The sequence below is a fragment of the Isoptericola halotolerans genome (assembly GCF_045689585.1).
In the GTDB taxonomy this organism is placed as follows: domain Bacteria; phylum Actinomycetota; class Actinomycetes; order Actinomycetales; family Cellulomonadaceae; genus Isoptericola; species Isoptericola halotolerans_B.
In genome coordinates this window covers 2,408,218-2,433,014 of sequence record NZ_CP140108.1, presented here as the reverse complement: position 1 = coordinate 2,433,014, position 24,797 = coordinate 2,408,218, and the positions used below count along the sequence as shown (strand labels likewise).

The following is a 24,797-nucleotide window of genomic DNA, read 5'->3' as shown; positions in this document are numbered from 1 at the left end:
TTCGGGCTGCGGCTCCCGCCCGCCCAGCACGGTGTGGCCGGCCAGGTCAGCGCAACCGCTCGCGCCGCTCCCAGCAGGCGGAGTGCCAGTGCCGGCGGGCCTCGAGCCCGGCCTGCTCGCCGCCGAGCGCGTCGCGGGCCCATGCGACCACGTGCGGCGTACCGGGCGGGATCTGCTGGTGGCAGGTGGGGCAGACGTAGGCCTTGTCGCTGCCGCGCACCCGGCGCACGGTCCACTCGCCGTCACCGGCGCTGACGTGTCGCACGCCGCCGAGGGCTCGGTCCAGGTCGAGGGGTTGGTGCTCCGCACCCCACGGGCGCTTCCGGGACGGTCGACGCGACGGCATGCCCTCCATTGTCACGCCTCCGCCCGGCGACCCGCACCGGACCTGTGAATCCCGCCCAGGTTCGGCCGCTAGAGTGTCTCGGATCCCACCTTTCGATCGAAGGACACCCTGTGAAGCTCCGTACCTCCGCCGGCGCGACAGGCGTCGTGCTGGCCGCCTCCCTCGCTCTGGCGGGCTGTGCCGACGACGGCGCCGGACCCGAGGAGAACTCGCCGTCGGCCGAGGCCTCCGCCGAAGCCTCGGAGTCGGCTGACGCCGCCCAGCCGTCCGAACCGACCGAGGCGGACATCGCCGCCGTCGAGGCCGTCAAGGTCACCGGTGAGGCGGGCGCCGAGCCCGAGCTCTCCTTCGACTCGATCGAGGTCTCGGTGCCCACCACGGTGACGGTCGACGCCGGCGACGGTGCCGAGCTCGCCGAGGGGATGAAGGTCACCATGCAGTACGTCGCGTACGACGCGGCGGGCGAGCGCGTCGGCTCCACGTGGGAGAACGACTCCCCGGAGAGCTTCACGCTCGGCGACGAGCGCTACTCGGTCCTCACCGAGCCCCTGGTCGGCCAGTCCGTCGGGACCCGGCTCCTCATCGCCAACCCGACCATGGACGCGGAGAACCAGCCGTCCACCGTCGTGAACCTCATCGAGGTCACCGACGCCGTCGAGATCCCGTCCCGCGCCGAGGGCGAGGCCGTGGAGCCCGCCGAGGGCCTGCCCACCGTCACCCTGGGCGAGGACGGCGCACCCTCGATCGAGATCCCGGACGGCTACGAGGCCCCGGACGAGCTCGTCGCCCAGACCCTGATCGAGGGCGACGGCGAGGAGGTCGCCGCCGAGCAGACGGTGATCGCCCACTACACCGGCTGGACCCTGGACGGCGAGGTCTTCGACTCGTCCTGGGAGCGGGGCGAACCGTCGTCGTTCTCCCTGCAGCAGGTCATCCCGGGATGGACCGACGGGATCTCCGGCCAGACCGTGGGCAGCCAGGTGCTGCTGGTGATCCCCGCCGACCAGGCCTACGGTGCCGAGGCGAACGAGAGCAACGAGCTCGCCGGCGAGGACCTGATCTTCGTCGTCGACATCCTCGACGCCGAGTGATCCACCCCGGGCCAAGGCGCCCGGCATGACGAACGGCGGGCCCTCGCTCCACGCGAGGGCCCGCCGTTCATCGTCGTGCGAGTGCAGCCGCCGAGGTAGCGCAGCGCGGCGCGAGATAGCGCAGCCCGGCGCGAGGTAGCGCAGCCCGGCGCGAGGTAGCGAGGTAGCGCCCACGAGAGAGCCGGCACGCCAAGAGGCCCGGCCACCGCAGAGTCTGCGGTGGCCGGGCCTCTGGTCGGCCGAAGCGGGCTGCTGAGCTCCTGAGAGTCTCAGAAGTCCCAGTCGTCGTCCTCGGTCTCGACGGCCTTGCCGATCACGTACGAGGAACCTGACCCGGAGAAGAAGTCGTGGTTCTCGTCGGCGTTCGGGCTCAGCGCAGCGAGGATCGCCGGGTTCACGTCCGTCTCGTCCTTGGGGAACAGCCCCTCGTAGCCCAGGTTCATCAGGGCCTTGTTGGCGTTGTACCGCAGGAACTTCTTGACGTCCTCGGTCAGCCCCAGCTCGCCGTAGAGCGCGTCGGTGTACTCGACCTCGTTCTCGTACAGCTCGAAGAGGAGCTCGAAGGTGTACGCCTTCATCTCGTCCTGCTCGGCCGAGGTGAGCTTGGCCAGGCCCTTCTGGAACTTGTAGCCGATGTAGTACCCGTGGACGGCCTCGTCGCGGATGATGAGCCGGATGAGGTCGGCCGTGTTGGTCAGCTTGGCGCGGCTGGACCAGTACATCGGCGCGTAGAAGCCCGAGTAGAACAGGAAGGACTCGAGCATGGTCGAGGCGACCTTGCGCTTGAGCGGGTCGTCGCCACGGTAGTAGTCGAGGACGATCTCCGCCTTGCGCTGCAGGGCGGGGTTCTCCTCGGACCAGGCGAAGGCCTCGTCGATCTCCTTGGTCGAGATGAGCGTGGAGAAGATCGAGGAGTAGCTCTTGGCGTGCACCGACTCCATGAACGCGATGTTGGTGTACACCGCCTCCTCGTGAGGCGTGATCGCGTCCGGGATGAGGGAGACCGCCCCGACCGTGCCCTGGATCGTGTCCAGCAGCGTCAGGCCGGTGAACACGCGCGTGGTCATCAGCTTCTCGGCCTTCGACAGCGTGTTCCACGACTGGATGTCGTTGGACACCGGCACCTTCTCGGGCAGCCAGAAGTTGCCGACCAGGCGGTCCCAGACCTCGAGGTCCTTCTCGTCCTGGACGCGGTTCCAGTTGATCGCGCTGACGCGGTCGATGAGCTTGAGCTGTCCGGTGGGTGCCATGGCGGGTTCCTTCGTCGTGCGCTACAGGTCAGGGGCGGAGCGGGGTGTCAGAGCATGCAGCTGACGCAACCCTCGATCTCCGTCCCCTCCAGCGCGAGCTGTCGCAGGCGGATGTAGTAGAGCGTCTTGATGCCCTTGCGCCAGGCGTAGATCTGCGCCTTGTTGACGTCCCGGGTGGTCACGGTGTCCGGGAAGAACAGCGTCAGCGACAGACCCTGGTCGACGTGCTGGGTGGCCGCCGCGTAGGTGTCGATGATCTTCTCGTAGCCGATCTCGTACGCGTCCTGGTAGTACTCCAGGTTGTCGTTCGTCATGTACGGCGCCGGGTAGTACGCGCGACCGAGCTTGCCTTCCTTGCGGATCTCGATCTTGGCAGCCACCGGGTGGATCGACGACGTCGAGTTGTTGATGTAGCTGATCGACCCCGTCGGCGGCACCGCCTGCAGGTTCTGGTTGTACAGCCCGTGCTCCACGACCGAGGCCTTGAGCTCGCGCCAGTCGTCCTGGGTCGGGAGGTGCACGCCGGCCTGGGCGAAGAGGTCGGCGACCCGTCCCGTGGCGGGCTTCCACTCGGTCTCGGTGTACTTGTCGAAGTACTCGCCGGAGGCGTACGTGGACTCCTCGAACCCGCCGAACGCGCGCCCCCGCTCCTTCGCGAGCCGGTTGGAGGCCGCGATCGCGTGGTATGCGACGGTGTAGAAGTACATGTTCGTGAAGTCGATGCCCTCGTCGGACCCGTAGTAGATCCGCTCGCGGGCGAGGTAGCCGTGCAGGTTCATCTGCCCGAGGCCGATCGCGTGCCCGAGCTCGTTGGCCTTCTTGATCGACGGCACCGACTCGATGCTCGTCTGGTCGGAGACGGCGGTCAGCGCACGGATCGCGGTGTCGATGGTGTGCCCGAAGTTCGGCGAGTCCATCGTCCTGGCGATGTTCAGCGAGCCGAGGTTGCAGGAGATGTCCCGGCCGACCTCGTCGTAGGACAGGTCCTCGTTGAACGTCGACGCGGTGGAGACCTGCAGGATCTCCGAGCACAGGTTCGAGTGGGTGATGCGCCCGGCGATCGGGTTCGCCCGGTTCACGGTGTCCTCGAACATGACGTACGGGTAGCCGGACTCGAACTGCAGCTCGGCGATCGTCTGGAAGAAGTCGCGGGCCGTGATCGTCGTGGACCGGATCCGGTCGTCGGCGACGAGCTCGTCGTACTTCTCGGTGATCGAGATGTCCGCGAACGGCTTGCCGTAGACGCGTTCGACGTCGTACGGGCTGAACAGGTGCATGTCCTCGTTGCGCTTGGCGAGCTCGAACGTGATGTCCGGGATCACGACGCCGAGCGAGAGCGTCTTGATCCGGATCTTCTCGTCCGCGTTCTCCCGCTTGGTGTCGAGGAACCGCAGGATGTCCGGGTGGTGCGCGTGCAGGTACACCGCGCCGGCACCCTGCCGGGCGCCGAGCTGGTTGGCGTAGGAGAACGAGTCCTCCAGGAGCTTCATCACGGGGATGACGCCGGACGACTGGTTCTCGATGTGCTTGATCGGCGCGCCGTGCTCGCGCACGTTGCTCAGCAGCAGGGCCACGCCGCCACCACGCTTGGAGAGCTGCAGGGCGGAGTTGATGCCGCGCGCGATGGACTCCATGTTGTCCTCGATGCGCAGCAGGAAGCAGGACACGGGCTCGCCGCGCTGCGCCTTGCCGACGTTGAGGAAGGTCGGCGTGGCCGGCTGGAAGCGTCCGGAGATGACCTCGTCGACGATGTCGCGGGCCGTCTGCTCGTCGCCGTCGGCCAGGCCGAGCGCGACCATCGACACGCGGTCCTCGAAACGCTCGAGGTACTTCTTCCCGTCGAACGTCTTGAGCGTGTACGACGTGTAGTACTTGAACGCGCCGAGGAACGACTCGAAGCGGAAGTCCGCGGCGTAGGCGCGCTGGAACAGCTCCTTGACGAACGCGCGCGAGTACTTCGCGAGCACGGTCGGGTCGTAGTACTTGTTGTCGACCAGGTGGTCGAGCTTCTCGTCGAGCGTGTCGAACTCGATGGTGTTCGGCAGCACGTGCTGCCGGAAGTACGCGGAAGCCGCCTCGCGGTCCTTGTCGAACTGGATCGTGCCGTCCGGTCCGTACAGGTTCAGCATCGCGTTGAGCGCGTGGTAGTCGAGCTCCGACTGCTGCAGGGGCACCGCGGCGGGGCCGTCCTGCGCCGGGGCGTCGGCGGAGGTCGTGCTCACGCCGAGATCAGTGACTGTCGTTGCCAAAATCGTCCCAATCCGTCACGGACGCGCTGGGCGTCCTCGGCCGTCCCGAGCAGCTCGAAGGCGTACAGGTACGGCACCTGGCACTTCGCCGAGATGATGTCGCCGGCGATGCAGTAGGCAGCGCCGAAGTTGGTGTTGCCCGCGGCGATGACGCCGCGGATCAACGACCGGTTGTGCGTGTCGCCGAGGAATCGGCGGACCTGGCGCGGCACCGATCCGCCCTCGTTGCCCCCGCCGTAGGTGGGGACCATGAGGACGTACGGTTCGTCGACCGTCAGGAAGCCGTCGGCGGGGCGCAGCGGGATGCGGTGGACCGGCGTCCCGAGCTCCTCGAGCCCGAGACGCTGGACGAACCGGTGCGTGTTCTCCGAGACGCTGGAGAAGTAGACGAGCGACCCCATGTCACCCTCCCCCCGAAGGACGTGCGGTGTGCCTCGTCGGCCACGGACGCCGCAGCCGGGTGTCAGGCCGAGACGGCCTGCTGCGCCGCGACGGCGCTGATCTGGTCGGGGCGGAAGCCCGACCAGTGCGTGTCGCCGGCGACGACGACGGGAGCCTGCAGGTAGCCGAGCCCGCGGACCATCTCGAGCGCCTCGGCGTCCTCGGTGATGTCCACGACGGTGTACTCCACGCCCTTGCGGTCGAGGGCGCGGTAGGTCGCATCGCACTGCACGCAGGCCGGCTTGCTGTAGACCGTGACGCTCATGTCGCACTCCCTGTCTCGCCGCCCGATCGGCGGTCGTCCGGTGTCATGTGTGGTGGTACCCGACGGAGCTCCGCTCCCGCCGCCGCCGGTCCCCCGACGCCCTTGCCGGGAGCCTGTGACCAGTGACGACACCGGTGGAACTACGCCGATGTTGTTCACGCGGAGCCAGTGGCTTCCGCGTCCCACAAACACTACACCTAGTGTTCGCCGACCGCTCGCCCACGACATGTTGTGGTCGCCACGGTCGTACTTACACCTGTGTGATTCGCCCGGAAGGGCCGTCGCGAGCCTTCCCGGAGCATCCGCGAGCATCGTCGCACGAGGGTCCGACAACCCCAGCCGTCCACCGCCCGGTCCACCGGCCGCGCACCGCGGGGAGCGCGCACCGACGCGCGTGGACCGTCGTCGTCCACAGCCCGTGGACGACGACGGTCCACACCTGTGCACGACGCTCGAGCACGGCCGCGGGCGGTCTCGGTCCGCCCCTCGGAAGCGTTCCTCAGATCTTCCTCACACCTGGCGCGCCCGGGCGTGTCGAGCACACCCGGGCGCGCCGCGCCGAACCCGCCACCGGGGGACGGTCAGGCCGTCGGGCCGGCCTCGAACACCCCGGGGATCCGGCCGGTGCGGGTGAGCCGGGCGTACCAGTACGCCGAGTCCTTCCAGGTGCGCTCACCGGTCGGGTAGTCCACGCGCAGCAGGCCGAACCGCTTGGAGTAGCCGTAGGCCCACTCGAAGTTGTCCATGAGCGACCACGCGAAGTAGCCGCGGACGTCGGCACCGGCGTCGATCGCGGCGGCGACGGCGGCCACGTGGTCGCGCAGGTACGCGACCCTCGCGACGTCGTGGACACGGTCGATGCCGAGCGCCGGGTCCTCGACGACCTCGTCCTCGAACGCGGCCCCGTTCTCGGTGACGGCGAGCGCCTGGTCGGGGTACCGCTCGTGCAGGCCGAGCAGCAGCTCGGTCAGCCCGGCGGGCTCGACGTTCCAGCCCATGGCCGTGCGGGGGCCGGGCTGCGCCAGGAACTCGACGTCGTCGGCGGCGACCCACGGCGAGACCGCGGTCGTCTTGTGCCCGTCGGCCCGCACGGGCTCGCCCTCGCCGTCGAACCGGCGCACCCGGGTGGACGAGTAGTAGTTGACGCCCAGCACGTCGAGCGGCTGCCGCACGACGTCGAGGTCTCCCTCGCGCACGAACGACCAGTCCGTGACGCCGGCCGTGTCCGTCAGCACGTCGGCCGGGTAGGCACCCTCGAGCAGCGGCCCGAGGAACACCCGGTTGGCGAGCCCGTCGACCTGGCGCACCCCGTCCGCGTCCGCCGCCGAGTCGGAGTCCGCGCGGAACACGTGCAGGTTGAGGGTGATGGAGCATGCGGCCCCGGGGATCTCCTCGCGGATCGCGCGGACAGCGAGCCCGTGGGCGAGGTTGAGATGGTGCACGGCGGCGAGCGCCGCGGCCGGCTCGGTCCGGCCCGGAGCGTGCACCCCGGAGGCGTAGCCGAGGTAGGCCGAGCACCACGGCTCGTTGAGGGTGGTCCACAGCGCGACCCGGTCGCCGAGCTCGCGGGCCATCGCGCGGGCGTAGTCCGCGAAGGCCTCCGCGGTCTCGCGCACGGCCCAGCCGCCGGCGTCCTCCAGCTCCTGGGGCAGGTCCCAGTGGTAGAGCGTGACGTAGGGGGTGATGCCCCGCTCGCGGAGCGCGTCGAGCAGGTTCCGGTAGAACTCGACGCCCTCGGCGTTGAGGGGACCGCGACCGCCGGGCTGGACCCGCGACCAGGAGATGGACAGCCGGTAGGCGGTGACGCCGAGCCGGGCCAGGTGGTCCACGTCCTCGGCCCACCGGTGGTAGTGGTCGCAGGCGACGTCGCCGGTGTCGCCGCCCTGGACGGCGCCGGGGACGCGGCACAGCGTGTCCCAGATCGACGGCCCGCGCCCGCCCTCGGCCGCTGCCCCCTCGATCTGGTAGGCCGCGGTCGCGGTCCCCCACAGGAAGTCCGGCGGGAACTGGCCGGTGGTGCTGATGCTGCTCACAGGTGGATCCTCACTTCTCCCGGACCGTCTGCCTCGGTCCGCAGGCCACCGACCTGGACCGCCCATCGTGTGGGAGCGTTCCCACTCGAGACGATGACGGCGTCCTCGGTGCGTCGAACACGGAAGGTCGCCGGTGCGCCCTCGCCACCGGGCACACGGACCTCGGAGTCGTGACCGGCTGCCAGCTCCACGCAGTGCAGCGTCACGTCCTCGGCCCAGGCGTAGTCGGGACGGTCGGTGCGGGCCCCGACGGGGAGCACGCTACCCGGTCTGACGAACAGGGGCAGCGACGCGAACCCGTGTGTCTCGTCCACCCTCCGCGGGCCGGTGACGACGGGCCCGTCGAACGCCCCGCCGTCGGCCACCGTGCCGGGGTCTACCCGCGTCCAGCGTCCCTCGGGGACGTAGACGTCGGCGGTGCCGTCCTCGCGCAGCACCGGCGCCACCAGCAGCGAGCCCCCCAGCATGTACTGCGTGTCGACGCCGAAGGTCGACGGGTCACCGGGGAACTCCAGCACCATGGGACGCATCATCGGGGTGCCGGCACCGACCACCTCCTCGGCGAGCGAGGCGAGGTACGGCACGAGGCGCATCTTCAGGTGCGTGAACCGCCGGGCGACGTCCACGGCCTCCTCGTCGAAGGCCCACGGCACGCGGTACGACGACGACCCGGGGAGCCGCGAGTGGCTCGACAGCAGCCCGAAGGCCAGCCACCGCTTGAAGACGCCGGCGTCCGGCGTGCCCTCGAACCCGCCGATGTCGTGGCTCCAGTAGCCGAACCCGGACATCGCCAGCGACAGCCCGCCGCGCAACGACTCGGCCATGGCCGCGTAGGTGGAGTCGCAGTCGCCGCCCCAGTGGACCGGCATCTGCTGGCCGCCGGTGGTGGCCGCGCGTGCGAAGACGACCGCCTCGCCCGTCCCCCGCCGTCGCTCGAGCAGCCCGAAGACCGCCTCGTTGTAGAGCTGTGCGTAGTAGTTGTGCATGCGCTGGGGGTCGGACCCGTCGTGCCAGACGACGTCGTCGACCGGGACGCGCTCGCCGAAGTCCGTCTTGAAGCAGTCGACGCCCTGGTCGAGCAGGCGCTCCAGGTGCCCGACGTACCAGGCGGTCGCCTCCGGGTTGGTGAGGTCCACCAGGCCCATCCCCGCCTGCCACATGTCCCACTGCCAGGTGCCGCCGTCGGCGGTGCGCAGCAGGTAGCCGCGCTCCGCGGCCTCGGCGAACAGCGGCGAGCGCTGCCCGACGTACGGGTTGATCCACGCGCTGACCTTCAGGCCGCGGTCGTGCAGGCGGGCGAGCATGCCCTCCGGGTCCGGGAACGTGCGCGGGTCCCACTCGAAGTCGCACCACTGGTACTCGCGCATCCAGAAGCAGTCGAAGTGGAAGACGCTCAGCGGCAGGTCCCGCTCGGCCATCCCGTCGATGAAGGACATGACGGTCCGCTCGTCGTAGTCCGTGGTGAACGACGTCGTCAGCCACAGCCCGTAGGACCAGGCCGGCGCGCTGTCGAAGCGCTTCGATGAACGAGTATCAGCCAGCCCGCCCTTGTCGTCAAGAGGTCACAGGCCACCCCATTCATCCATCCAGGCGCACGGGGCGAAGCGCTTCGACTACGGTGCGACCATGTTCTCGCGACATCCGCAACCCTCCGCACCGCTGCACCTACCGCGGGGACTACGGTTTGCCTCACCGAGGGTGCCGCGTCGGAACCCCACCACGAGGAGCTGAGGAATGGCCACGATCGAGGACGTCGCCCGCGCGGCCGGAGTATCGGCGTCGACGGTGTCGTACGTGCTGTCGGGCAAGCGCTCCATCAGCCCGCCCACGCGACGCCGCGTGGAGCAGGCGATCGCGGACCTCGGGTACCGCCCGCACATGGGTGCCCGGGCGCTCGCCTCCAACCGGACGAACGTCATCGGGCTCATGGCGCCGCTCCGCTCCGGGGTCGACGTCTCGGTGATCATGCAGTTCGTCACCGGCGTCGTGACCCGCGCCCGCGGCTTCGAGCACGACGTCCTGCTGCTGACGCAGGACGACGTGGGCGGCTTGGAGCGCGTGGCCGCGGGGTCCATGGTCGACGCGATCGTCGTGATGGACGTCGAGGCGGACGACCCGCGTATCCCGGTGCTCGGTGCGTTGCGCCAACCCACGGTGCTCATCGGCCTGCCACGAGACGCTGGCGGGCTGAGCTGCGTCGACCTGGACTTCGAGGCGGTCGGCGTCGTGGGCGCCCGCCACCTGGCGGCGACGGGTCATCGCGAGGTCGCGCTGCTCGGCTCGCCGCCGGAGGTGATGGACCGCCACACGTCGTACGCAGACCGGGTGGTGCACGGCTTCACCACGACGGCGGCTGCCCGCGGCCTCGACGTCACCGTCGAGCCGTGCGAGCCGCACCCGGCAGGCGCCCAACGGGCCGTCGACGCCGTGCTCGACCGTGCTCCGGGCACCACGGGTCTCGTGGTGCACAACGAGCGCGCCCTGCCGCACGTGCTGGCCCGGCTGCGCGAGCGGGGGCGCGTCGTCGGCGGCGACACGTCGGTGATCGCCGTCTGTCCGGAGGACGTCGCCCTCGCGCAGTCGCTGCCCATCACGAGCATCGACATCCCGGCCGCGATGATCGGATCCGTGGCCGTCGAGATGGTGATGGCACGCCTGCGGGGCGAGCAGCCGGCCGAGACGCGGCTGCTCGCCCCGGTCCTCACCGACCGGACCAGCGGGGCGCCCGGCCCGGCAGCAACGGACCTCACCCCCTGACGGCTTCGAGCTCGATGTGCCGGCGACGCGGCGCGGCCGTCAGACCGAGCGCCCGCCCCGGCACACATGCTGCACCCGCAGTGCACGGTCGGTCACGACCAGGTCGGCACGTCGCCCGGCGACGAGCCCGCCGACGTCCGCCAGCCCCAGCACGCCCGCGGGCACCCAGGAGGCGCTGCGCACGGCGGCCACGAGCGGGACCCCGGCGTCGACCGTGGAGCGGACCACGTCGACCAGGTGCGCGGTGCCCCCGGCGATCGCCCCGCCCCCGGGGTGGTCGGGGTCGACCACGCGCGCGACGCCGTCGGTCACCGCGACCGACATCGGGCCCAGGTCGTAGTCGCCGTCCGCCATGCCGGCGGCCGCCATGGCGTCGGTGACCAGCACCACCTGGTCGACGCCGACCGTCTGCACGACGGTGCGCACCACGGCGGGGTCCAGGTGCACCCCGTCCCCGACGAGCTCGACGACGAGCTTGCCACGACGCGCGGCCGCGAGACAGGCGGCGACCGGCCCGGCGTCGCGGTGGTGCAACGGGCGCATGGCGTTGAACAGGTGGGTCGCCGTCATCCGGCGGGTCGGCCGGGCGTCGGCCAGCGCACCGGCCACCTGGGCGATGAGCTCCTCGGCCTGCTCCGTGGAAGCGTCCGTGTGCCCGATGGACGGCACGACACCGGCGCGCACCAGGGCGTCGGCGACGCCACCCGGGCCGCGGACCCCGTCGACGTCGGGTGCGACCGTCATCGTGCGCAGGTGCCCGCGCGAGGCGTCGACGAGCTCACGCACGAGCGAGACGTCACCAGGAAGGAGGTGCGCCGGGTCGTGGGCCCCGCGCCGCGCAGGCGCGAGGAACGGGCCCTCGGCATGGATCCCGGCGATCTCGCCGTCGTCCGCCAGGTCCGCCAGGAGCCCCGCTCTCTCGAGGAGGGTGGCCCGGTCCGCGGTGACCAGCGATGCGAGCAGCGTGGTCGTGCCGTGGCTGCGGTGCTCCAGGACCGCCCGCATGGCCTCGTCCCGGCTCACCGCGTCGGGAAAGCTCGCCCCACCGCCGCCGTGGTCGTGCAGGTCGACCAGCCCGGGCAGCACGTAGGTCCCGGGAGGCGGTTCGGTCGCTTCGCGGACCGCGTCGCCGACGCCGGCGGCGGCGGCGTCCTCCAGAGGACCTACCCAGACGATCCGGTCCCCCGCGACGACGACGGCCCCGTCCGAAACGAGGGCGTCGGGTGTGACGACGTCTCCACGGACGGCGAACACCGCCGGGGCGACGGGCGTCTCCGACGAGTCGGGCGGGGGCACGTGATCAGGGACCATCTGTCCATCCTGCACCACTGCCAGCGGGTTGGATAGCCCGCCTCACAAACCCTGTCGGCTCAGAAGAGGCGGGACTCCGGGTCGTCGACGCCCCGCATGGCGTCGTAGTCGAGCACCAGGCAGCCGATCCCCCGGTCCGTGGCGAGCACCCGCGCCTGCGGCTTGATCTCCTGCGCCGCGAACACCCCGCGTACGGGGGCGAGCAACGGGTCACGGTTGAGCAGCTCGAGGTACCGCGTGAGCTGCTCGACCCCGTCGATGTCTCCGCGCCGCTTGAGCTCGACCGCCACCGTGCCGCCGTCGGCGTCACGGGCCAGGATGTCCACCGGACCGATCGCCGTCATGTACTCCCGGCGCACCAGCGTGTGGCCCGCGCCCAGCAGCTCGATCTGTGCGGCGAGCAGCTCCTGCAGGTGTGCCTCGACGCCGTCCTTCACCAGGCCGGGGTCGATGCCCAGGTCGTGCGAGGAGTCATGGTGGACCTCGTGCAGCTCGATCTCGAGCCGGTCGTCGGACTTCTGGTGCTGGACCGTCCAGACCTCCGTCACGCCGCGCGCGGCCGCCTCGTCACCCGGCGCGGCCGGGGCGAGCGAGCACGGCGGGCTCATCCAGTTCAGCGGCTTGTACGAGCCGCCGTCGGAGTGCAGCAGCACGCTCCCGTCGCTCTTGACGACCAGGAGACGGACGGCGAGCGGAAGGTGCGCGGTGAGCCGGCCGGTGTACCGGGCCGAGCAGCGGGCGACGACGAGACGCACGGTCCCCCTTCGGGTGCAGGATGGTCGGTCAGACGACGAGACCGCGTCGGCCCGGCGGCGCGGCCTCGAGCCAGGACGCCAGGCCGGCGTAGGCGCCGGAGGACATCGTCAGCTCGAAGTCGACGCCGTCGTAGCGACAGCGGACCAGGTACTGGTCGACCTGGCCCGCCTGGTCGAGCGGGGCGCGCCCCGTGACCGTCAGCCGGTCACGGTGCCAGGTGCGGGCCGGACGCGGGGCGAGCGACCAGCAGCGCCACCAGTCGATCCGGCCGACACCGTACTGGGCGATACCGGCGGACCACGGCGCCTGCGGTCGCGCCGGTCTGGCACCGCACTGGAACGAGCCGACGCGGTGCGAGAGGGTCCGCAGCCGCGACGCCCCGAGGACCAGGCCCAGGGCGAGCACCACCGCGACCGCAATGACGACCCCGAGCGCGTACCCCACGTGCGTCCCGCCTCAGGCCAGCGAGCTCTCGCGGCCGGCGACCTCGGTGATCTCGTCGACGACGATCGTCACGACGTCGTCGTCCACCGAGACGAAGCCACCGGTGACCTGTGCCTCGACCGCCACCCGGCCGGGGCCGGTGGAGACCTTGACGGTGCCGGGCCGCAGCACCGCGAGCAGCGGCGTGTGTCCGGCGAGGATGCCGATCTGACCGTCGGCGGACGGTGCGCTGACCTCGCGCGCCGCGCCGGACCAGACCTTGCGGTCGGCCGCGACGAGATCGACGTTCAGCTCTGCCATGTCGGGCTCCAGAGTTCTTCAGTCGAGGGTGGGAAGTCGTCCTGCCGGCCCGTGGCCGGGCCGGCAGGACGACACGGGTGCGTCCGAGGACGAGGGCTCAGGCCCCGTACTCCTTCTGGATGCGCGCCCAGTTCTGCTCGAGGTCCTCGAGCCCACCGATGTTGTAGAAGGCCTGCTCGGCGACGTGGTCGTACTCGCCCTCCGAGATCTTCTTGAAGGCCTCGATGGTCTCGCTCAGCGGCACCGTCGAACCCTCGACACTGGTGAACTTCTTGGCCATGTAGGTGTTCTGGGAGAGGAACTGCTGGATGCGGCGAGCGCGCGCCACCAGCGTCTTGTCCTCCTCCGAGAGCTCGTCGACACCGAGGATCGCGATGATGTCCTGCAGCTCCTTGTTGCGCTGGAGGATCTGCTTGACCGTGGTCGCGACCTCGTAGTGCTCCTGGCCCACGTACCGCGGGTCCAGGATGCGGGACGTCGACGTCAGCGGGTCGATCGCCGGGTACAGACCCTTCGAGGCGATCTCTCGCGAGAGCTCGGTCGTCGCGTCCAGGTGGGCGAACGTCGTCGCCGGAGCCGGGTCGGTGTAGTCGTCGGCCGGCACGTAGATCGCCTGCAGCGAGGTGATCGAGTGGCCACGGGTCGAGGTGATGCGCTCCTGCAGGATGCCCATCTCGTCCGCGAGGTTCGGCTGGTAGCCCACGGCGGACGGCATGCGGCCGAGCAGCGTGGAGACCTCGGAGCCCGCCTGCGTGAAGCGGAAGATGTTGTCGATGAAGAGGAGCACGTCCTGCTTCTTGACGTCGCGGAAGTACTCAGCCATCGTCAGCGCCGACAGCGCCACCCGCAGACGCGTGCCCGGCGGCTCGTCCATCTGGCCGAAGACGAGGGCCGTCTTGTCGAAGACGCCCGCCTCGTCCATCTCGGCGATCAGGTCGTTGCCCTCACGTGTGCGCTCGCCGACACCGGCGAACACCGACACACCGCCGTGGTCCTGGGCGACTCGCTGGATCATCTCCTGGATGAGGACCGTCTTGCCGACGCCCGCACCACCGAAGAGACCGATCTTCCCGCCCTGGACGTACGGCGTCAGCAGGTCGATGGACTTGATGCCGGTCTCGAACATCTGGGTCTTCGACTCGAGCTGGTCGAAGGCCGGGGGCTTGCGGTGGATCGGCCAACGCTCGGTGACCTCGAACTTCTCGCCCTCGGCGAGGTTGAGGACCTCGCCCGTGACGTTGAAGACCCTGCCCTTGGTGATGTCACCGACGGGCACGGAGATCGGCTCGCCGGTGTCCGTGACCACGGCGCCGCGGACCAGGCCGTCGGTCGGCTTGAGCGCGATCGCGCGGATCAGCGAGTCGCCGAGGTGCTGGGCGGTCTCGAGCGTGAGGGTGAACTTGTTCGCCCCCTCGCCCATGCCGGACAGGTCCAGCTCGACGGTCAGTGCGTTGTAGATGTCGGGGATCGAGTCCTCGGGGAACTCGATGTCGACGACAGGGCCGATCACGCGGGCAACACGGCCAGTTGCCGGCTCAGCCGGGGCCGCGCCGCGTGAGTCCACGGTGGTGGCGGTCATTGCTTGCCTCGCTTCGAAAGGTTCGGGTGTGAGTTCGTCGGTCGACGGCGTCGTGCGCGGGTGGTCGTCACGACGCCGCGAGGGCGTCAGCACCCGAGACGATCTCGCTGATCTCCTGGGTGATGTCCGCCTGGCGAGCCTGGTTCGCCAGGCGCGTGTAGGTACGGATCAGGTCCTCGGCGTTGTCCGTCGCCGTGTGCATCGCGCGCTGGCGCGAGGCCAGCTCGGAGGCCGCGGCGTCGAGCATGAAGCTGAAGATCCGGCTGCGCACGTACCGCGGGAGCAGGGCGTCGAGCACCTGCTCGGGCGACGGCTCGAAGTCGTACAGCGGCAGCGCCTCGTTCTCGCCGGGGACGGCGACGCCCTCGACGACCTCCAGCGGCAGCATCCGCACGACGCGCGGGCGCTGGGTCACCATGTTGACGAACTGCGTGTACACGACGTGCAGCTCGCCCACGCCACCCTCGGCCACCGGCGCGAGGAACGCCCCGAGGAGGGTGTCCGCGATCTCCGTGGCCGTGTCCGACTGCGGGTTGTCCGAGCCGTACGACCACTGGGCGGCGAGCTCGCGCCCGCGGTAACGGTAGAACGAGATCGCGCGGCGGCCCGCGGCGTAGACCGTGACGTCCTTGCCCTCGGCCGTGAGCTGGGCGACGAGGCGCTCGGACTCACGGATGATCGACGCCGAGTACGACCCCGCCATGCCGCGGTCCGACGCGATGACGAGCACCGCGGCGCGGTTGGTGTCCGGCCGCTCGTTCGTCAGTGGGTGGTCGGTCGAGGTATGCGTGGCCACGGCCGACACGGCCCGCGTGATCGCCCGCTCGTACGGGGCCGCGGCCACCGTCCGACCGCGCGCCTTGCTGATGCGGGAGGCCGCGATCAGCTCCTGCGCACGGAACATCTTCTTCAGCGACTGCGTCGACTTGATCCGCTGCTTGTAGACGCGCTGGGATCCTCCGGCCATACGATCAGGCCTTCTTCTGCACGACGAGCTGCTCCTGCTCGACGTCCGACTCGCCGGCCGCGTCCTCGCCACCGAGCAGCGGGGTGCCGTCGCCCTTGAGGAAGCCGTTGCGGAAGTCGTCGACGGCGGCCGCGAGAGCGTCCTCGGTGTCCTGCTCCAGCTTGCCGGTCGACACGATGGCGTCGAAGACGTCGGTGTTGCGGCGGAGGTGGTCGAGGAGCTCGGACTCGAACCGCTTGACGTCGGCGACCGGGACGTCGTCGATCCGGCCCTTGGTGCCGGCCCAGATCGACGCGACCTGCTCCTCGACGGGGTACGGGGTGTACTGGGGCTGCTTGAGCAGCTCCATGAGCACCGCACCACGCGCGAGCTGGCCGCGGGACGCCGCGTCGAGGTCCGACGCGAACATCGCGAAGGCCTCGAGCGAGCGGTACTGCGCCAGCTCGAGCTTCAGCGTGCCGGAGACCTTCTTCATGGCCTTGACCTGGGCGTCACCGCCGACTCGGGAGACCGAGATGCCGACGTCGACCGCGGGACGCTGGTCGGCGTTGAACAGGTCGGACTGCAGGAAGATCTGCCCGTCGGTGATCGAGATGACGTTGGTCGGGATGAAGGCCGACACGTCGTTCGCCTTGGTCTCGATGATCGGCAGCCCCGTCATCGAACCGGCGCCGAGCTCGTCCGAGAGCTTCGCGCAACGCTCGAGCAGACGGGAGTGCAGGTAGAAGACGTCACCGGGGTACGCCTCGCGGCCCGGCGGGCGGCGCAGCAGCAGGGAGACGGCGCGGTAGGCGTCGGCCTGCTTCGACAGGTCGTCGAAGATGATCAGGACGTGCTTGCCGTCGTACATCCAGTGCTGGCCGATGGCCGAGCCCGTGTACGGGGCCAGGTACTTGAAACCGGCCGGGTCGGACGCCGGGGCGGCGACGATCGTCGTGTACTCGAGCGCTCCGGCCTCCTCGAGGGCGCCGCGCACCGAGGCGATCGTCGAGCCCTTCTGGCCGATGGCGACGTAGATGCAGCGAACCTGCTTCGTGGGGTCGCCCGACTCCCAGTTGGCCTTCTGGTTGATGATCGTGTCGACCGCGATCGCCGTCTTGCCGGTCTGGCGGTCGCCGATGATGAGCTGCCGCTGGCCGCGGCCCACGGGGATCATCGAGTCGATCGCCTTGATGCCCGTCTGCAGCGGCTCGTGGACCGACTTGCGCTGCATGACGCCGGGCGCCTGCAGCTCGAGCGCACGGCGCCCGTCGGTCTCGATCTCGCCGAGGCCGTCGATCGCGTTGCCCAGCGGGTCGACGACCCGGCCCAGGTAGCCCTCTCCGACCGGGACGGACAGGACCTCGCCCGTACGACGGACCTCCTGGCCCTCCTCGATGCCGGTGAACTCCCCGAGGACCACGACGCCGATCTCGCGCACGTCCAGGTTCAGCGCGAGGCCGAGCGTGCCGTCCTCGAAACGGAGCAGCTCGTTGGCCATCGCGCCGGGCAGACCCTCGACGTTGGCGATGCCGTCGGCGGCGAAAGTGACGCGACCGACCTCCTCGGTCACCGCGCCCTCGGGCTCGTAGGACTTCACGAAGCTGTCCAGAGCGGCGCGGATCTCCTCCGGCCTGATCGTCAGCTCAGCCATTGCTCTTCTCCTGTCGTGGCCGCGTCCGCGACCGAACGTTCATCTGCGCCGACCGGTGGCCGGCTGGGCGTCGAATGGATCAGCCGGCCAGCCGGCGACGGGCGTCAGCCAGGCGGGACAGCACGGTGGAGTCGACGACGTCAGCGCCGACCTGGATACGCAGCCCGCCGACGACGGCCGGGTCGACCGTCACGTTGAGCTGCACGGCACGGCCGTAGGCGCGCTCGAGGATGTCGCCGAGGCGCTTCTCCTGCGTCCCGGTGAGCACCGAGCCGCTCGTCACGGAGGCGACGAGACGCCGGCGGCGCTCGGCCGCCACGTCCCCGTACCACGTCAGCGTCGGCACGAACCGGCGGCCGCGCAGCGTCGTGGTCGCCCGGCGCACCAGCGCCAGGGTGACCTCGTCGACCTTGCCGTCGACCAGCGCGTCGACCAGCGCCGTCCGGCGGGCCGGGTCGGTGGTCTCGTCCGACAGGATCTGCCGCGCCTCGCGCTGACCGACCAGGGCACGCGTCAGGCGGAAGAGCTCGTCCTCCACCGTCTCGAGCGCACCACGCGACTCGGCCGCGGCCAGCAGCGCGTCGACGCCGAGACGCTCGACGGCGTCGACCAGGTCACCGTCGCTCGACCAGCGCGACCGGGCGAGACCCGACACGAGGTCGATCACGCGCTCGTCGAACCCGCCGGCCAGCACGGCCGACACGACGCGCGCCTTGTCCTCGCCGTCCCGCGACGGGTCCGCGAGCGAGCGGCGCAGCGCACCGGACTCGTCGAGCGCGGTCACGACGGCGAACAGCTGCTCGCCGAGCGTGGCCGACTCGCCGGCCGCGGACCGCAGCACCGGCTCGAACCGCTCCTGGGCGGCTGCCAGCGATGCTCCGCTCGTTCCTCGCATCAGACCTCCTTGACGCTCGTCGTCGCCGACTGGTCCGCCTCGAGCTCGTCGAGGAACCGGTCGACCACACGCGACTGGCGGGCGCTGTCCTCGAGGGACTCACCGACGATCTTCGACGCGAGCTCCGTGGCCAGCGTGCCGACCTCGGCCCGCAGCGAGACCGCCGCGGACTGACGCTCGGCCTCGATCTGCCGGTGCGCGGTCTCGACGATGCGCGCCGCCTCCTCGTTGGCCTTCGTCTTCAGCTCCGCGACGATGGCCGTGCCCTCGGCACGCGCCTCCTCGCGGGTCTTCGAAGCCTCGGCGCGGGCCTCGGCCAGCTGCTGGTGGTACTCCGCCAGCGCTGCCGCGGCCTCCTCCTGCGCCTTCTCGGCCTTCGCGAGGCCGCCCTCGATCTTCGCCGTGCGCTCGTCCAGGACGACCTGGAACTTCGGCAGCACGTACTTGTAGAAGACGACGGCGATGACGAGCATGACGACCGACGACCAGATGATGTCGTACCAGGCGGGGATGAAGAGGTCGATGCCCTCCGCGGTCCCCTCCGCCGCCACGATGACCGGGGCGGCGTTCTGCGCCGCCGCCATCACGCGGCCGGGAACAGGAAGCCGGCGACGAGGCCGAGGAGCGCGAGGAGCTCGACGAACGCGACACCGAGGAACATGGTGGCGCGCAGCTGGCCGGCGACCTCGGGCTGGCGAGCCATGCCCTCGATCGTCTTGCCGATGAGGATACCGAGACCGATGCCCGGGCCGACCGCGGCGAGGCCGTAGCCGACAGCGTTGAGGTTACCGGTGACCTCGGCGAGGGTGGTGACGTCCACTGGGTTTCCTTCCGTTGGGCGTCGGACCGGCGGTCCGACGTCGCTGACTTGCGTCTGTGTGGGTGGTGGGCGTGTTCAGTCGGGGAGCCGACCCGCAGGTCAGTGCTCCTCCTCCAGCGAGAGGCTGATGTAGACCGCCGCGAGCAGGGCGAAGATGTACGCCTGCAGCGCCGCGACCAGGAGCTCGAACAACGTGATGGCGAAGCCACCGGCGAGCGTGAGCGCGCCGATCCCCTTGAGGGCCGGAGCCGCCTCGAGGAGGAAGAACTGAGTCGCCGCGAAGCACAGGACGAGCATGATGTGCCCGGCGATCATGTTGGCCGCGAGTCGCAGCGCGAGCGAGAGCGGGCGGACCACGAGGATCTGCAGTGCCTCGATCGGCGTCACGATGAGGTAGATCGGCCACGGGATGCCGGGCGGGAAGAGGTTGTTCTTCAGGTACCCACCGAGGCCGTGCTGCCGGATGCCCACCCACCAGTAGGTGACGAAGACCCACAGGGCGAGCACCAGAGGCAGCCCGATCCGGGCGGTCCCGGCCATGTTGAGGAACGGGATGACGCCCGTGAGGTTGAAGACGAGGATCGCCAGGAAGATCGTCGTCAGCATGGGGACGAAGCGCCGGGCGTTCGCCTTGCCGAGGATCTCCTCCGCGATCTGGACCCGCACGAAGTCGAGGACCATCTCGATCGCACCCTGGAAACGGCCGGGCACGAGCTTGGCCCGCTTGGCGGCGACGACGAAGACCGTCAGCAGCACGACCGCCGCGAGGACACGGATGATCCAGATCCGGTCGATCTGGAAGATCGTGTCCTCGAAGAGGATCGCCGGCGGGAAGAACTCGTCGATGGACGGCACGTGGAAGCCGCCCTCACCCTCGGAGGCGGCGAGCAGCGTGGGGGTCGCTGACGTAAACAGGAGGACTCCCGGAGGTCGAAGGTCGTTCGGCACTCCCACGGTCGTGGGCACGCCGTCGGACCTGGCCGTCATGGATTCGGGTACAGCCTACCGGATGCTGTGCGGTGCTCCGACACATCCGTGGCGAACCGAGGTTGGAATCCTGCGCCTTGTGAACGACCGCACTTTCTCGGCGGTCGACGGGTCGGCGCAGGTCGAGCGTCAGGGCTGCACGTACGGCACGCGCGCGCCCTTGACCGCCTGGTAGTCGAGCAGCGCGGAACCGATCGCCCCGATCGCCAGCACGACGAAGAGGACGTAGGGGTCGTAGAAGTCGGCACCCCGCAGCACGGCCAGGACGATCACCAGCACGACGATCTTCGCCAGCCAGGCACCCATGACCACCCCGGCCATCACCGTCGGGGGCTTGCCCACCGTGCGCTGCATCGACCAGATGGTCGTGGCGCAGAAGAACGCGGCGAGGCCGGCGCCCACGAGGGCGCCCCACAGTCCGGCGGTCCCCGCGACCAGCGCACCCACCGCGGAGCCCAGCACGACGAGCGCGCCGACCAGGACGAGCGTCCACCGCATGGCGCGGCGCAGCATGTCGCGCTCGCCCGCCTGGACCTCGTCGAACGAACGTCCGCCCGGCGCCGGTTCGGCACCGGCAGCGTCGTCAGGGCTGTCCGGGGCGGGAGGCTGTGCGGTCATGGTCCGACTCCTTCGGGTTCGCGGCGGACGGCCGGGCCGTCGTCGCCGTGGGTGCGGTGTGCGCGGCGTGCGCCGTGGGCAGCGCCCCCGAGGCCACGTCGTCGTCGAGGAAGCGCCCCCGCGTCCGCAGGGGGCCCAGCGTGAGCACCAACGCGACCACGACGGCGACGAGCAGCCACGCCAGGACCACCTGCCAGCGCCAGCGGACGAACGCCGCGGCACCGAACGCGAACACCGCCGTCCAGACGTAGAGGATGAGGACCGCACGCCGGTGCGAGTGCCCGAGGGCGAGCATCCGGTGGTGCAGGTGCCTCCGGTCGGGGGCCATGGGCGACTTGCCGGCGGCGAGCCGCCGCACCACCGCCATCGTCATGTCGAGCAGGGGCAGCACCACGACGGCGAGCGGGAGCAGCAGCGGGATGAACAGGGGGGCGCGCTGGGCCCCGGAGAGCGCGTCGGTGATGGTCGGGTCGATCCGCCCGGTCACCGAGATCGCGGCACCGGCGAAGACCAGCCCGAGCACCATCGACCCGGAGTCGCCCATGAAGATGTGGGACGGGTAGAAGTTGTGCGGCAGGAATCCCAGGCAGACGCCCACGAGCACGGCCGTCATCATGGCGGCGAGGCTCGAGAAGTCCGTCGGGCTGGCCTGCGTGGTGAGCGAGTACGTGTACAGGAAGAACGCCGAGCCACCGATCGCCACGATCCCGGCCGCCAGGCCGTCGAGCCCGTCGACGAAGTTCACGGCGTTCATCGCCACGACCACCACGAGCACCGTGACGAACAGTGACAGCCGCGCCGACGGGATCGTCAGACCGCCCGGCGTCGGCAGCGACGTGAGCTGGACCTGGTTGAAGGCCATGAAGCCGGCGGCGAGCACCTGGCCGGCCAGCTTCGTCATCCAGTCGAGGTCCCAGACGTCGTCGGCCCACCCCAGCAGGCACACGATGACCGCTCCTCCGACGATCCCGATCACCTGCGGCTCGCCGGCCGCGTCGTCGAGGAACGGCATCTGACCGGCCAGGAGGACCGCGACGACGATCCCGAGGAGCATCGCCAGCCCGCCGAGGCGCGGCGTCGGGAGCACGTGCACGTCGCGGGCCCGGACCGCCGAGATCGCGTTGGTCCTGGTGGCGACCCACCGGGCGCCGGGGGTGGCCAGGTAGGTCACCGCCGCGGCGACGAGCATGACCAGGAGGTAGGCCCTCACCCGCCGGGCACCTCGCTCGGGTCGTCGGGCCGGTCCTCGGCCTGCTCGTCCACCTGCTCGTCACGGCCGAGCACGGGCGCGACCGCCCGGAGCTCCGCCAGGGACACCGCGCCGTCGCGCACCACCCGCAGGTGCTCCCCCGTCGCGTCGACGATGGTGGAGGCCACGCCGCCGGGCGCTGTCCCGCCGTCGAGGTAGCACCCGACGGCGTCGCCGAGCTGCTCGACGGTGTCGACCACCTCGAGGGCCGCCGGTCGGCCCGTCCGGTTCGCGCTGGAGACGGCGAGCGGACCCGTGCGGCGCAGCAGCGCGAGCGCCGCCTCGTGGTCGGGCATGCGCAGCGCCACGGTCCCGTGCGTCTCGCCCAGGTCCCACTGCAGCGAGGGCTGGGCGCGCAGGATGATGGTGAAGCCGCCGGGCCAGAACTCCTCGACGAGCGCCCGGGCCGCGTCGGGGACCTCGGTGGCCAGGCCGTCGAGGGTGCGCACGTCCGGCACCAGGACCGGGGGCGGCATCTGCCGACCCCTTCCCTTCGCCGCCAGGAGCGCAGCGACCGCGTCGGCGTCGAAGGCGTCGGCCCCGATGCCGTAGACGGTGTCGGTCGGGAGGACCACCAGGCCGCCGCGGGAGATCGTGTTGACCGCCTCGTCGATGCCGGGACCCCAGGTGTTCGCGTCGGTGACGTCGTGCACGCTGCTCACACGCCCCAGTCTGTCACGGTTCGCGGACCGCCCGACGCACCGTCCGGCGTCCGGCCGACCGTCATGCGCGGCCGCCCGGTGAGGTCCGCCCGGGTGCCGACGTCGACGAACCCGGCGTCCGTCACCATCGCGCGGGCCGCCGCGGCCTGCACCTCGGCGTGCTCCATGACGAGCACACCGCCGGGGCGGAGCAGCCGCCGGGCGGCAGCCGTCACCCCGCGGGGCACCTCGAGCCCGTCGCTCCCCAGCCCGTACAGCGCGACGGGTGGGTCGTGGTCCGCGACCTCCGGGTCCTGCGGCACGGCTCCCGGCGGCACGTAGGGCGGGTTGGACACCACGACGTCGACCCTCCCGTCCAGGTCGCCCAGCGCGGTGCGGGCGTCCCCCCGCACGAGGCGTACGACGGCGTCGGCTCCGGCGGGCGAGAGCGCCGCGACGTTGCGGGCGGCCCACCCGTGCGCGGCGGCGTCCAGCTCGACCGCGTGCACGGACGTCCCCGCGACCTCGGTCGCGACGGCCAGCGCGATGGCGCCCGACCCGGTGCAGAGGTCGACGACGACGGCGGTCCCGCGGTCGCGCACAGCGCTCGCGGCCGCGTCGATCGCCACCTGGGCGACCTCCTCGGTCTCGGGCCGGGGCACGAAGACCCCCGGGCCGACCGCGAGCTCCAGGTGCCGGAACGGCGCCACCCCGGTCAGGTGCTGCAGCGGCTCGCGGCGGGCACGTCGGGCCACGAGCCCGCCGAACCGTTCGGCAGCTCCGGCGGCCGCCACCGAACCGTCGTCGGACCCGGCACCGCGGGACGCGTCGAGCGGGGCGTCGAGCAGGACGAGGCGTCGCACCTCGCCCCGGTCGACCCCGAGGGTGTGGGCGAGCAGGATCTCGGCGTCGACCCGTGGCGACGGGACACCGGCGTCGGCGAGCGTGCCCACCGCCGTGCCCAGCACGGCGGACAAGCGCTCCGCGGGGCGCTCAGGCATCGCCGGCGGCGGCGAGCCGGGCTGCCTCGTCGGCGTCGATCGCCGACTGCACCACCGGGTCCAGGTCGCCCGCCAGCACGTGGTCGAGGTTGTACGCCTTGTACCCCGTGCGGTGGTCCGCGATGCGGTTCTCCGGGAAGTTGTAGGTCCGGATGCGTTCGGAGCGGTCCACGGTCCGGATCTGCGAACGGCGGATGTCGGCGGCCGCGGCGGCCGCCTCCTCCTGCTGGGCGGCGAGCAGCCGGGCCCGCAGGACGCGCATCGCCTGCTCCTTGTTCTGCAGCTGCGACTTCTCGTTCTGCATCGACACCACGATCCCGGTGGGCAGGTGCGTGATGCGCACCGCCGAGTCGGTCGTGTTGACGGACTGCCCGCCCGGCCCGGAGGAGCGGTAGACGTCGATGCGCAGGTCGTTCGGCTCGATCGCGACCTCGCCGGGGTCGTCGACCTCGGGAAACACCAGCACGCCCGCGGCCGACGTGTGGATGCGGCCCTGCGACTCGGTGACGGGGACCCGTTGCACGCGGTGGACGCCGCCCTCGTACTTGAGGTGCGCCCACACGCCGTCGGCCGGGTCCTGCGGCACGCCCCGGGACTTCACCGCGACCTGGACGTCCTTGTACCCGCCGAGCTCGGTGCCCGTGGACTCCAGCACCTGCGTCGCCCAGCCGTGGCGCTCGGCGTACCGCAGGTACATCCGCAGCAGGTCCCCGGCGAAGAGGGCCGACTCGTCGCCGCCCTCCCCGGCCTTGATCTCCAGGATGACGTCCCGCCCGTCGTCGGGGTCGCGCGGGACCAGCACCCGGCGCAGGTGCTCCGTGGCCTCGGCGAGCGACTCCTCCATGGCCGGCAGCTCGGCCACGAGCTCCGGTGCGTCGTCACCCGACAGCTCGATGAGCTCGGCCGCCGCGGCGACGTCGTCCCGCGCCGCCGACCAGGACCGGTAGGCGCCGACGACGCGATTGAGCTCCGCGTACCGGCGCCCGAGGGTCCGGGCGCGGGCGGCGTCGGCGTGCACGGCGGGGTCGGCGAGCTCGCGCTCGATGTCGGCGTGCTCGGCGAGCAGCGGCTCGGCCACCGCGAAGGACTCGGTCACGTCGTCTCGTCTCGTGGTCGTCGGGGAGCGTGAGAGGGGTGCGGAGACACGACAGCGCCGGTGGTCCG

24 protein-coding genes and 1 pseudogene are annotated in these 24,797 nt (G+C 71.0%); 2 read left to right on the top strand and 23 right to left on the bottom strand.

Features of this window, described 5'->3' with window-relative positions; genetic code table 11:
• Positions 1–46 precede the first annotated feature (46 nt).
• Positions 47–346 (bottom strand): hypothetical protein, encoded by a 300-nt coding sequence (locus tag UQW22_RS11280; RefSeq protein WP_407317078.1) that lies wholly within the window; start codon positions 344–346, stop codon positions 47–49.
• Between the two features lie 110 nt (positions 347–456).
• Between UQW22_RS11280 and UQW22_RS11275 the strand changes: the two genes are divergently transcribed.
• Positions 457–1,437 carry an FKBP-type peptidyl-prolyl cis-trans isomerase gene (locus UQW22_RS11275; RefSeq protein WP_407317077.1) on the top strand — a complete coding sequence of 327 codons (981 nt, stop codon included), beginning with the start codon at positions 457–459 and terminating at the stop codon, positions 1,435–1,437.
• A gap of 269 nt (positions 1,438–1,706) precedes the next feature.
• Here the strand turns inward: UQW22_RS11275 and nrdF are convergent, their stop codons facing one another.
• The 6 genes and pseudogenes from nrdF to yicI form a co-directional block, all read right to left on the bottom strand.
• Complete coding sequence (gene nrdF, locus UQW22_RS11270) at positions 1,707–2,687, bottom strand: class 1b ribonucleoside-diphosphate reductase subunit beta (protein ID WP_407317076.1); 981 nt, start codon at positions 2,685–2,687, stop codon at positions 1,707–1,709.
• Between the two features lie 47 nt (positions 2,688–2,734).
• A complete protein-coding gene (nrdE, locus tag UQW22_RS11265; protein WP_407320790.1) occupies positions 2,735–4,861 on the bottom strand; it encodes a class 1b ribonucleoside-diphosphate reductase subunit alpha in 2,127 nt (708 codons plus the stop codon).
• Between the two features lie 44 nt (positions 4,862–4,905).
• Positions 4,906–5,337, bottom strand: coding sequence for a class Ib ribonucleoside-diphosphate reductase assembly flavoprotein NrdI (gene nrdI, locus UQW22_RS11260; RefSeq protein ID WP_407317075.1), 432 nt, complete (start codon positions 5,335–5,337; stop codon positions 4,906–4,908).
• A gap of 62 nt (positions 5,338–5,399) precedes the next feature.
• Positions 5,400–5,642 carry a glutaredoxin-like protein NrdH gene (nrdH, locus tag UQW22_RS11255; RefSeq protein ID WP_106268877.1) on the bottom strand — a complete coding sequence of 81 codons (243 nt, stop codon included), beginning with the start codon at positions 5,640–5,642 and terminating at the stop codon, positions 5,400–5,402.
• 581 nt (positions 5,643–6,223) lie between these two features.
• On the bottom strand, positions 6,224–7,675 hold the full coding sequence (locus tag UQW22_RS11250) for a GH1 family beta-glucosidase (protein ID WP_407317074.1): 1,452 nt from the start codon (positions 7,673–7,675) through the stop codon (positions 6,224–6,226).
• Positions 7,672–9,177, bottom strand: a pseudogene (gene yicI, locus UQW22_RS11245) (alpha-xylosidase); the annotation flags it as partial. The gene UQW22_RS11250 and the pseudogene yicI, both read right to left, overlap by 4 nt.
• A gap of 232 nt (positions 9,178–9,409) precedes the next feature.
• Here yicI and UQW22_RS11240 point away from each other — a divergent pair.
• On the top strand, positions 9,410–10,432 hold the full coding sequence (locus UQW22_RS11240) for a LacI family DNA-binding transcriptional regulator (protein WP_407317073.1): 1,023 nt from the start codon (positions 9,410–9,412) through the stop codon (positions 10,430–10,432).
• Positions 10,433–10,471: 39 nt separating this feature from the next.
• Here the strand turns inward: UQW22_RS11240 and UQW22_RS11235 are convergent, their stop codons facing one another.
• From UQW22_RS11235 to prfA, 16 genes are all read right to left on the bottom strand, one after another.
• Complete coding sequence (locus UQW22_RS11235; RefSeq protein ID WP_407317072.1) at positions 10,472–11,743, bottom strand: N-acetylglucosamine-6-phosphate deacetylase; 1,272 nt, start codon at positions 11,741–11,743, stop codon at positions 10,472–10,474.
• A 59-nt stretch (positions 11,744–11,802) separates the two neighbouring features.
• A complete protein-coding gene (gene nucS / locus UQW22_RS11230) occupies positions 11,803–12,498 on the bottom strand; it encodes an endonuclease NucS (protein WP_407317071.1) in 696 nt (231 codons plus the stop codon).
• Between the two features lie 28 nt (positions 12,499–12,526).
• A complete protein-coding gene (locus UQW22_RS11225; RefSeq protein ID WP_407317070.1) occupies positions 12,527–12,943 on the bottom strand; it encodes a DUF2550 domain-containing protein in 417 nt (138 codons plus the stop codon).
• 12 nt (positions 12,944–12,955) lie between these two features.
• Complete coding sequence (locus tag UQW22_RS11220; protein ID WP_407317069.1) at positions 12,956–13,243, bottom strand: F0F1 ATP synthase subunit epsilon; 288 nt, start codon at positions 13,241–13,243, stop codon at positions 12,956–12,958.
• Positions 13,244–13,340: 97 nt separating this feature from the next.
• Entirely contained in the window at positions 13,341–14,822 is a 1,482-nt protein-coding gene (gene atpD / locus UQW22_RS11215; RefSeq protein WP_407317068.1) for a F0F1 ATP synthase subunit beta, read from the bottom strand.
• A 67-nt stretch (positions 14,823–14,889) separates the two neighbouring features.
• Positions 14,890–15,789 carry a F0F1 ATP synthase subunit gamma gene (locus UQW22_RS11210; protein WP_407317067.1) on the bottom strand — a complete coding sequence of 300 codons (900 nt, stop codon included), beginning with the start codon at positions 15,787–15,789 and terminating at the stop codon, positions 14,890–14,892.
• A 4-nt stretch (positions 15,790–15,793) separates the two neighbouring features.
• Positions 15,794–17,422 (bottom strand): F0F1 ATP synthase subunit alpha, encoded by a 1,629-nt coding sequence (atpA, locus tag UQW22_RS11205; RefSeq protein WP_407317066.1) that lies wholly within the window; start codon positions 17,420–17,422, stop codon positions 15,794–15,796.
• 79 nt (positions 17,423–17,501) lie between these two features.
• Positions 17,502–18,317, bottom strand: coding sequence for a F0F1 ATP synthase subunit delta (locus UQW22_RS11200; protein ID WP_407317065.1), 816 nt, complete (start codon positions 18,315–18,317; stop codon positions 17,502–17,504).
• Positions 18,317–18,901: a F0F1 ATP synthase subunit B gene (locus tag UQW22_RS11195; RefSeq protein WP_407317064.1), complete on the bottom strand. Its 585-nt coding sequence runs from the start codon at positions 18,899–18,901 to the stop codon at positions 18,317–18,319. The genes UQW22_RS11200 and UQW22_RS11195 overlap by 1 nt, the downstream gene beginning before the upstream one ends.
• Entirely contained in the window at positions 18,901–19,137 is a 237-nt protein-coding gene (locus UQW22_RS11190; protein ID WP_098464265.1) for an ATP synthase F0 subunit C, read from the bottom strand. Before UQW22_RS11190 ends, UQW22_RS11195 begins: the two co-directional genes overlap by 1 nt.
• A 99-nt stretch (positions 19,138–19,236) precedes the next feature.
• A complete protein-coding gene (atpB, locus tag UQW22_RS11185; RefSeq protein ID WP_407317063.1) occupies positions 19,237–20,124 on the bottom strand; it encodes a F0F1 ATP synthase subunit A in 888 nt (295 codons plus the stop codon).
• A 129-nt stretch (positions 20,125–20,253) separates the two neighbouring features.
• Positions 20,254–20,742 carry a hypothetical protein gene (locus UQW22_RS11180; protein WP_407317062.1) on the bottom strand — a complete coding sequence of 163 codons (489 nt, stop codon included), beginning with the start codon at positions 20,740–20,742 and terminating at the stop codon, positions 20,254–20,256.
• Complete coding sequence (locus UQW22_RS11175) at positions 20,708–21,952, bottom strand: glycosyltransferase family 4 protein (RefSeq protein ID WP_407317061.1); 1,245 nt, start codon at positions 21,950–21,952, stop codon at positions 20,708–20,710. Before UQW22_RS11175 ends, UQW22_RS11180 begins: the two co-directional genes overlap by 35 nt.
• Entirely contained in the window at positions 21,949–22,644 is a 696-nt protein-coding gene (locus UQW22_RS11170; protein WP_407320788.1) for an L-threonylcarbamoyladenylate synthase, read from the bottom strand. The genes UQW22_RS11175 and UQW22_RS11170 overlap by 4 nt, the downstream gene beginning before the upstream one ends.
• A gap of 5 nt (positions 22,645–22,649) precedes the next feature.
• Positions 22,650–23,633, bottom strand: coding sequence for a peptide chain release factor N(5)-glutamine methyltransferase (gene prmC, locus UQW22_RS11165; protein ID WP_407317060.1), 984 nt, complete (start codon positions 23,631–23,633; stop codon positions 22,650–22,652).
• A complete protein-coding gene (gene prfA / locus UQW22_RS11160) occupies positions 23,626–24,729 on the bottom strand; it encodes a peptide chain release factor 1 (protein WP_407317059.1) in 1,104 nt (367 codons plus the stop codon). Before prfA ends, prmC begins: the two co-directional genes overlap by 8 nt.
• Positions 24,730–24,797: the final 68 nt, after the last annotated feature.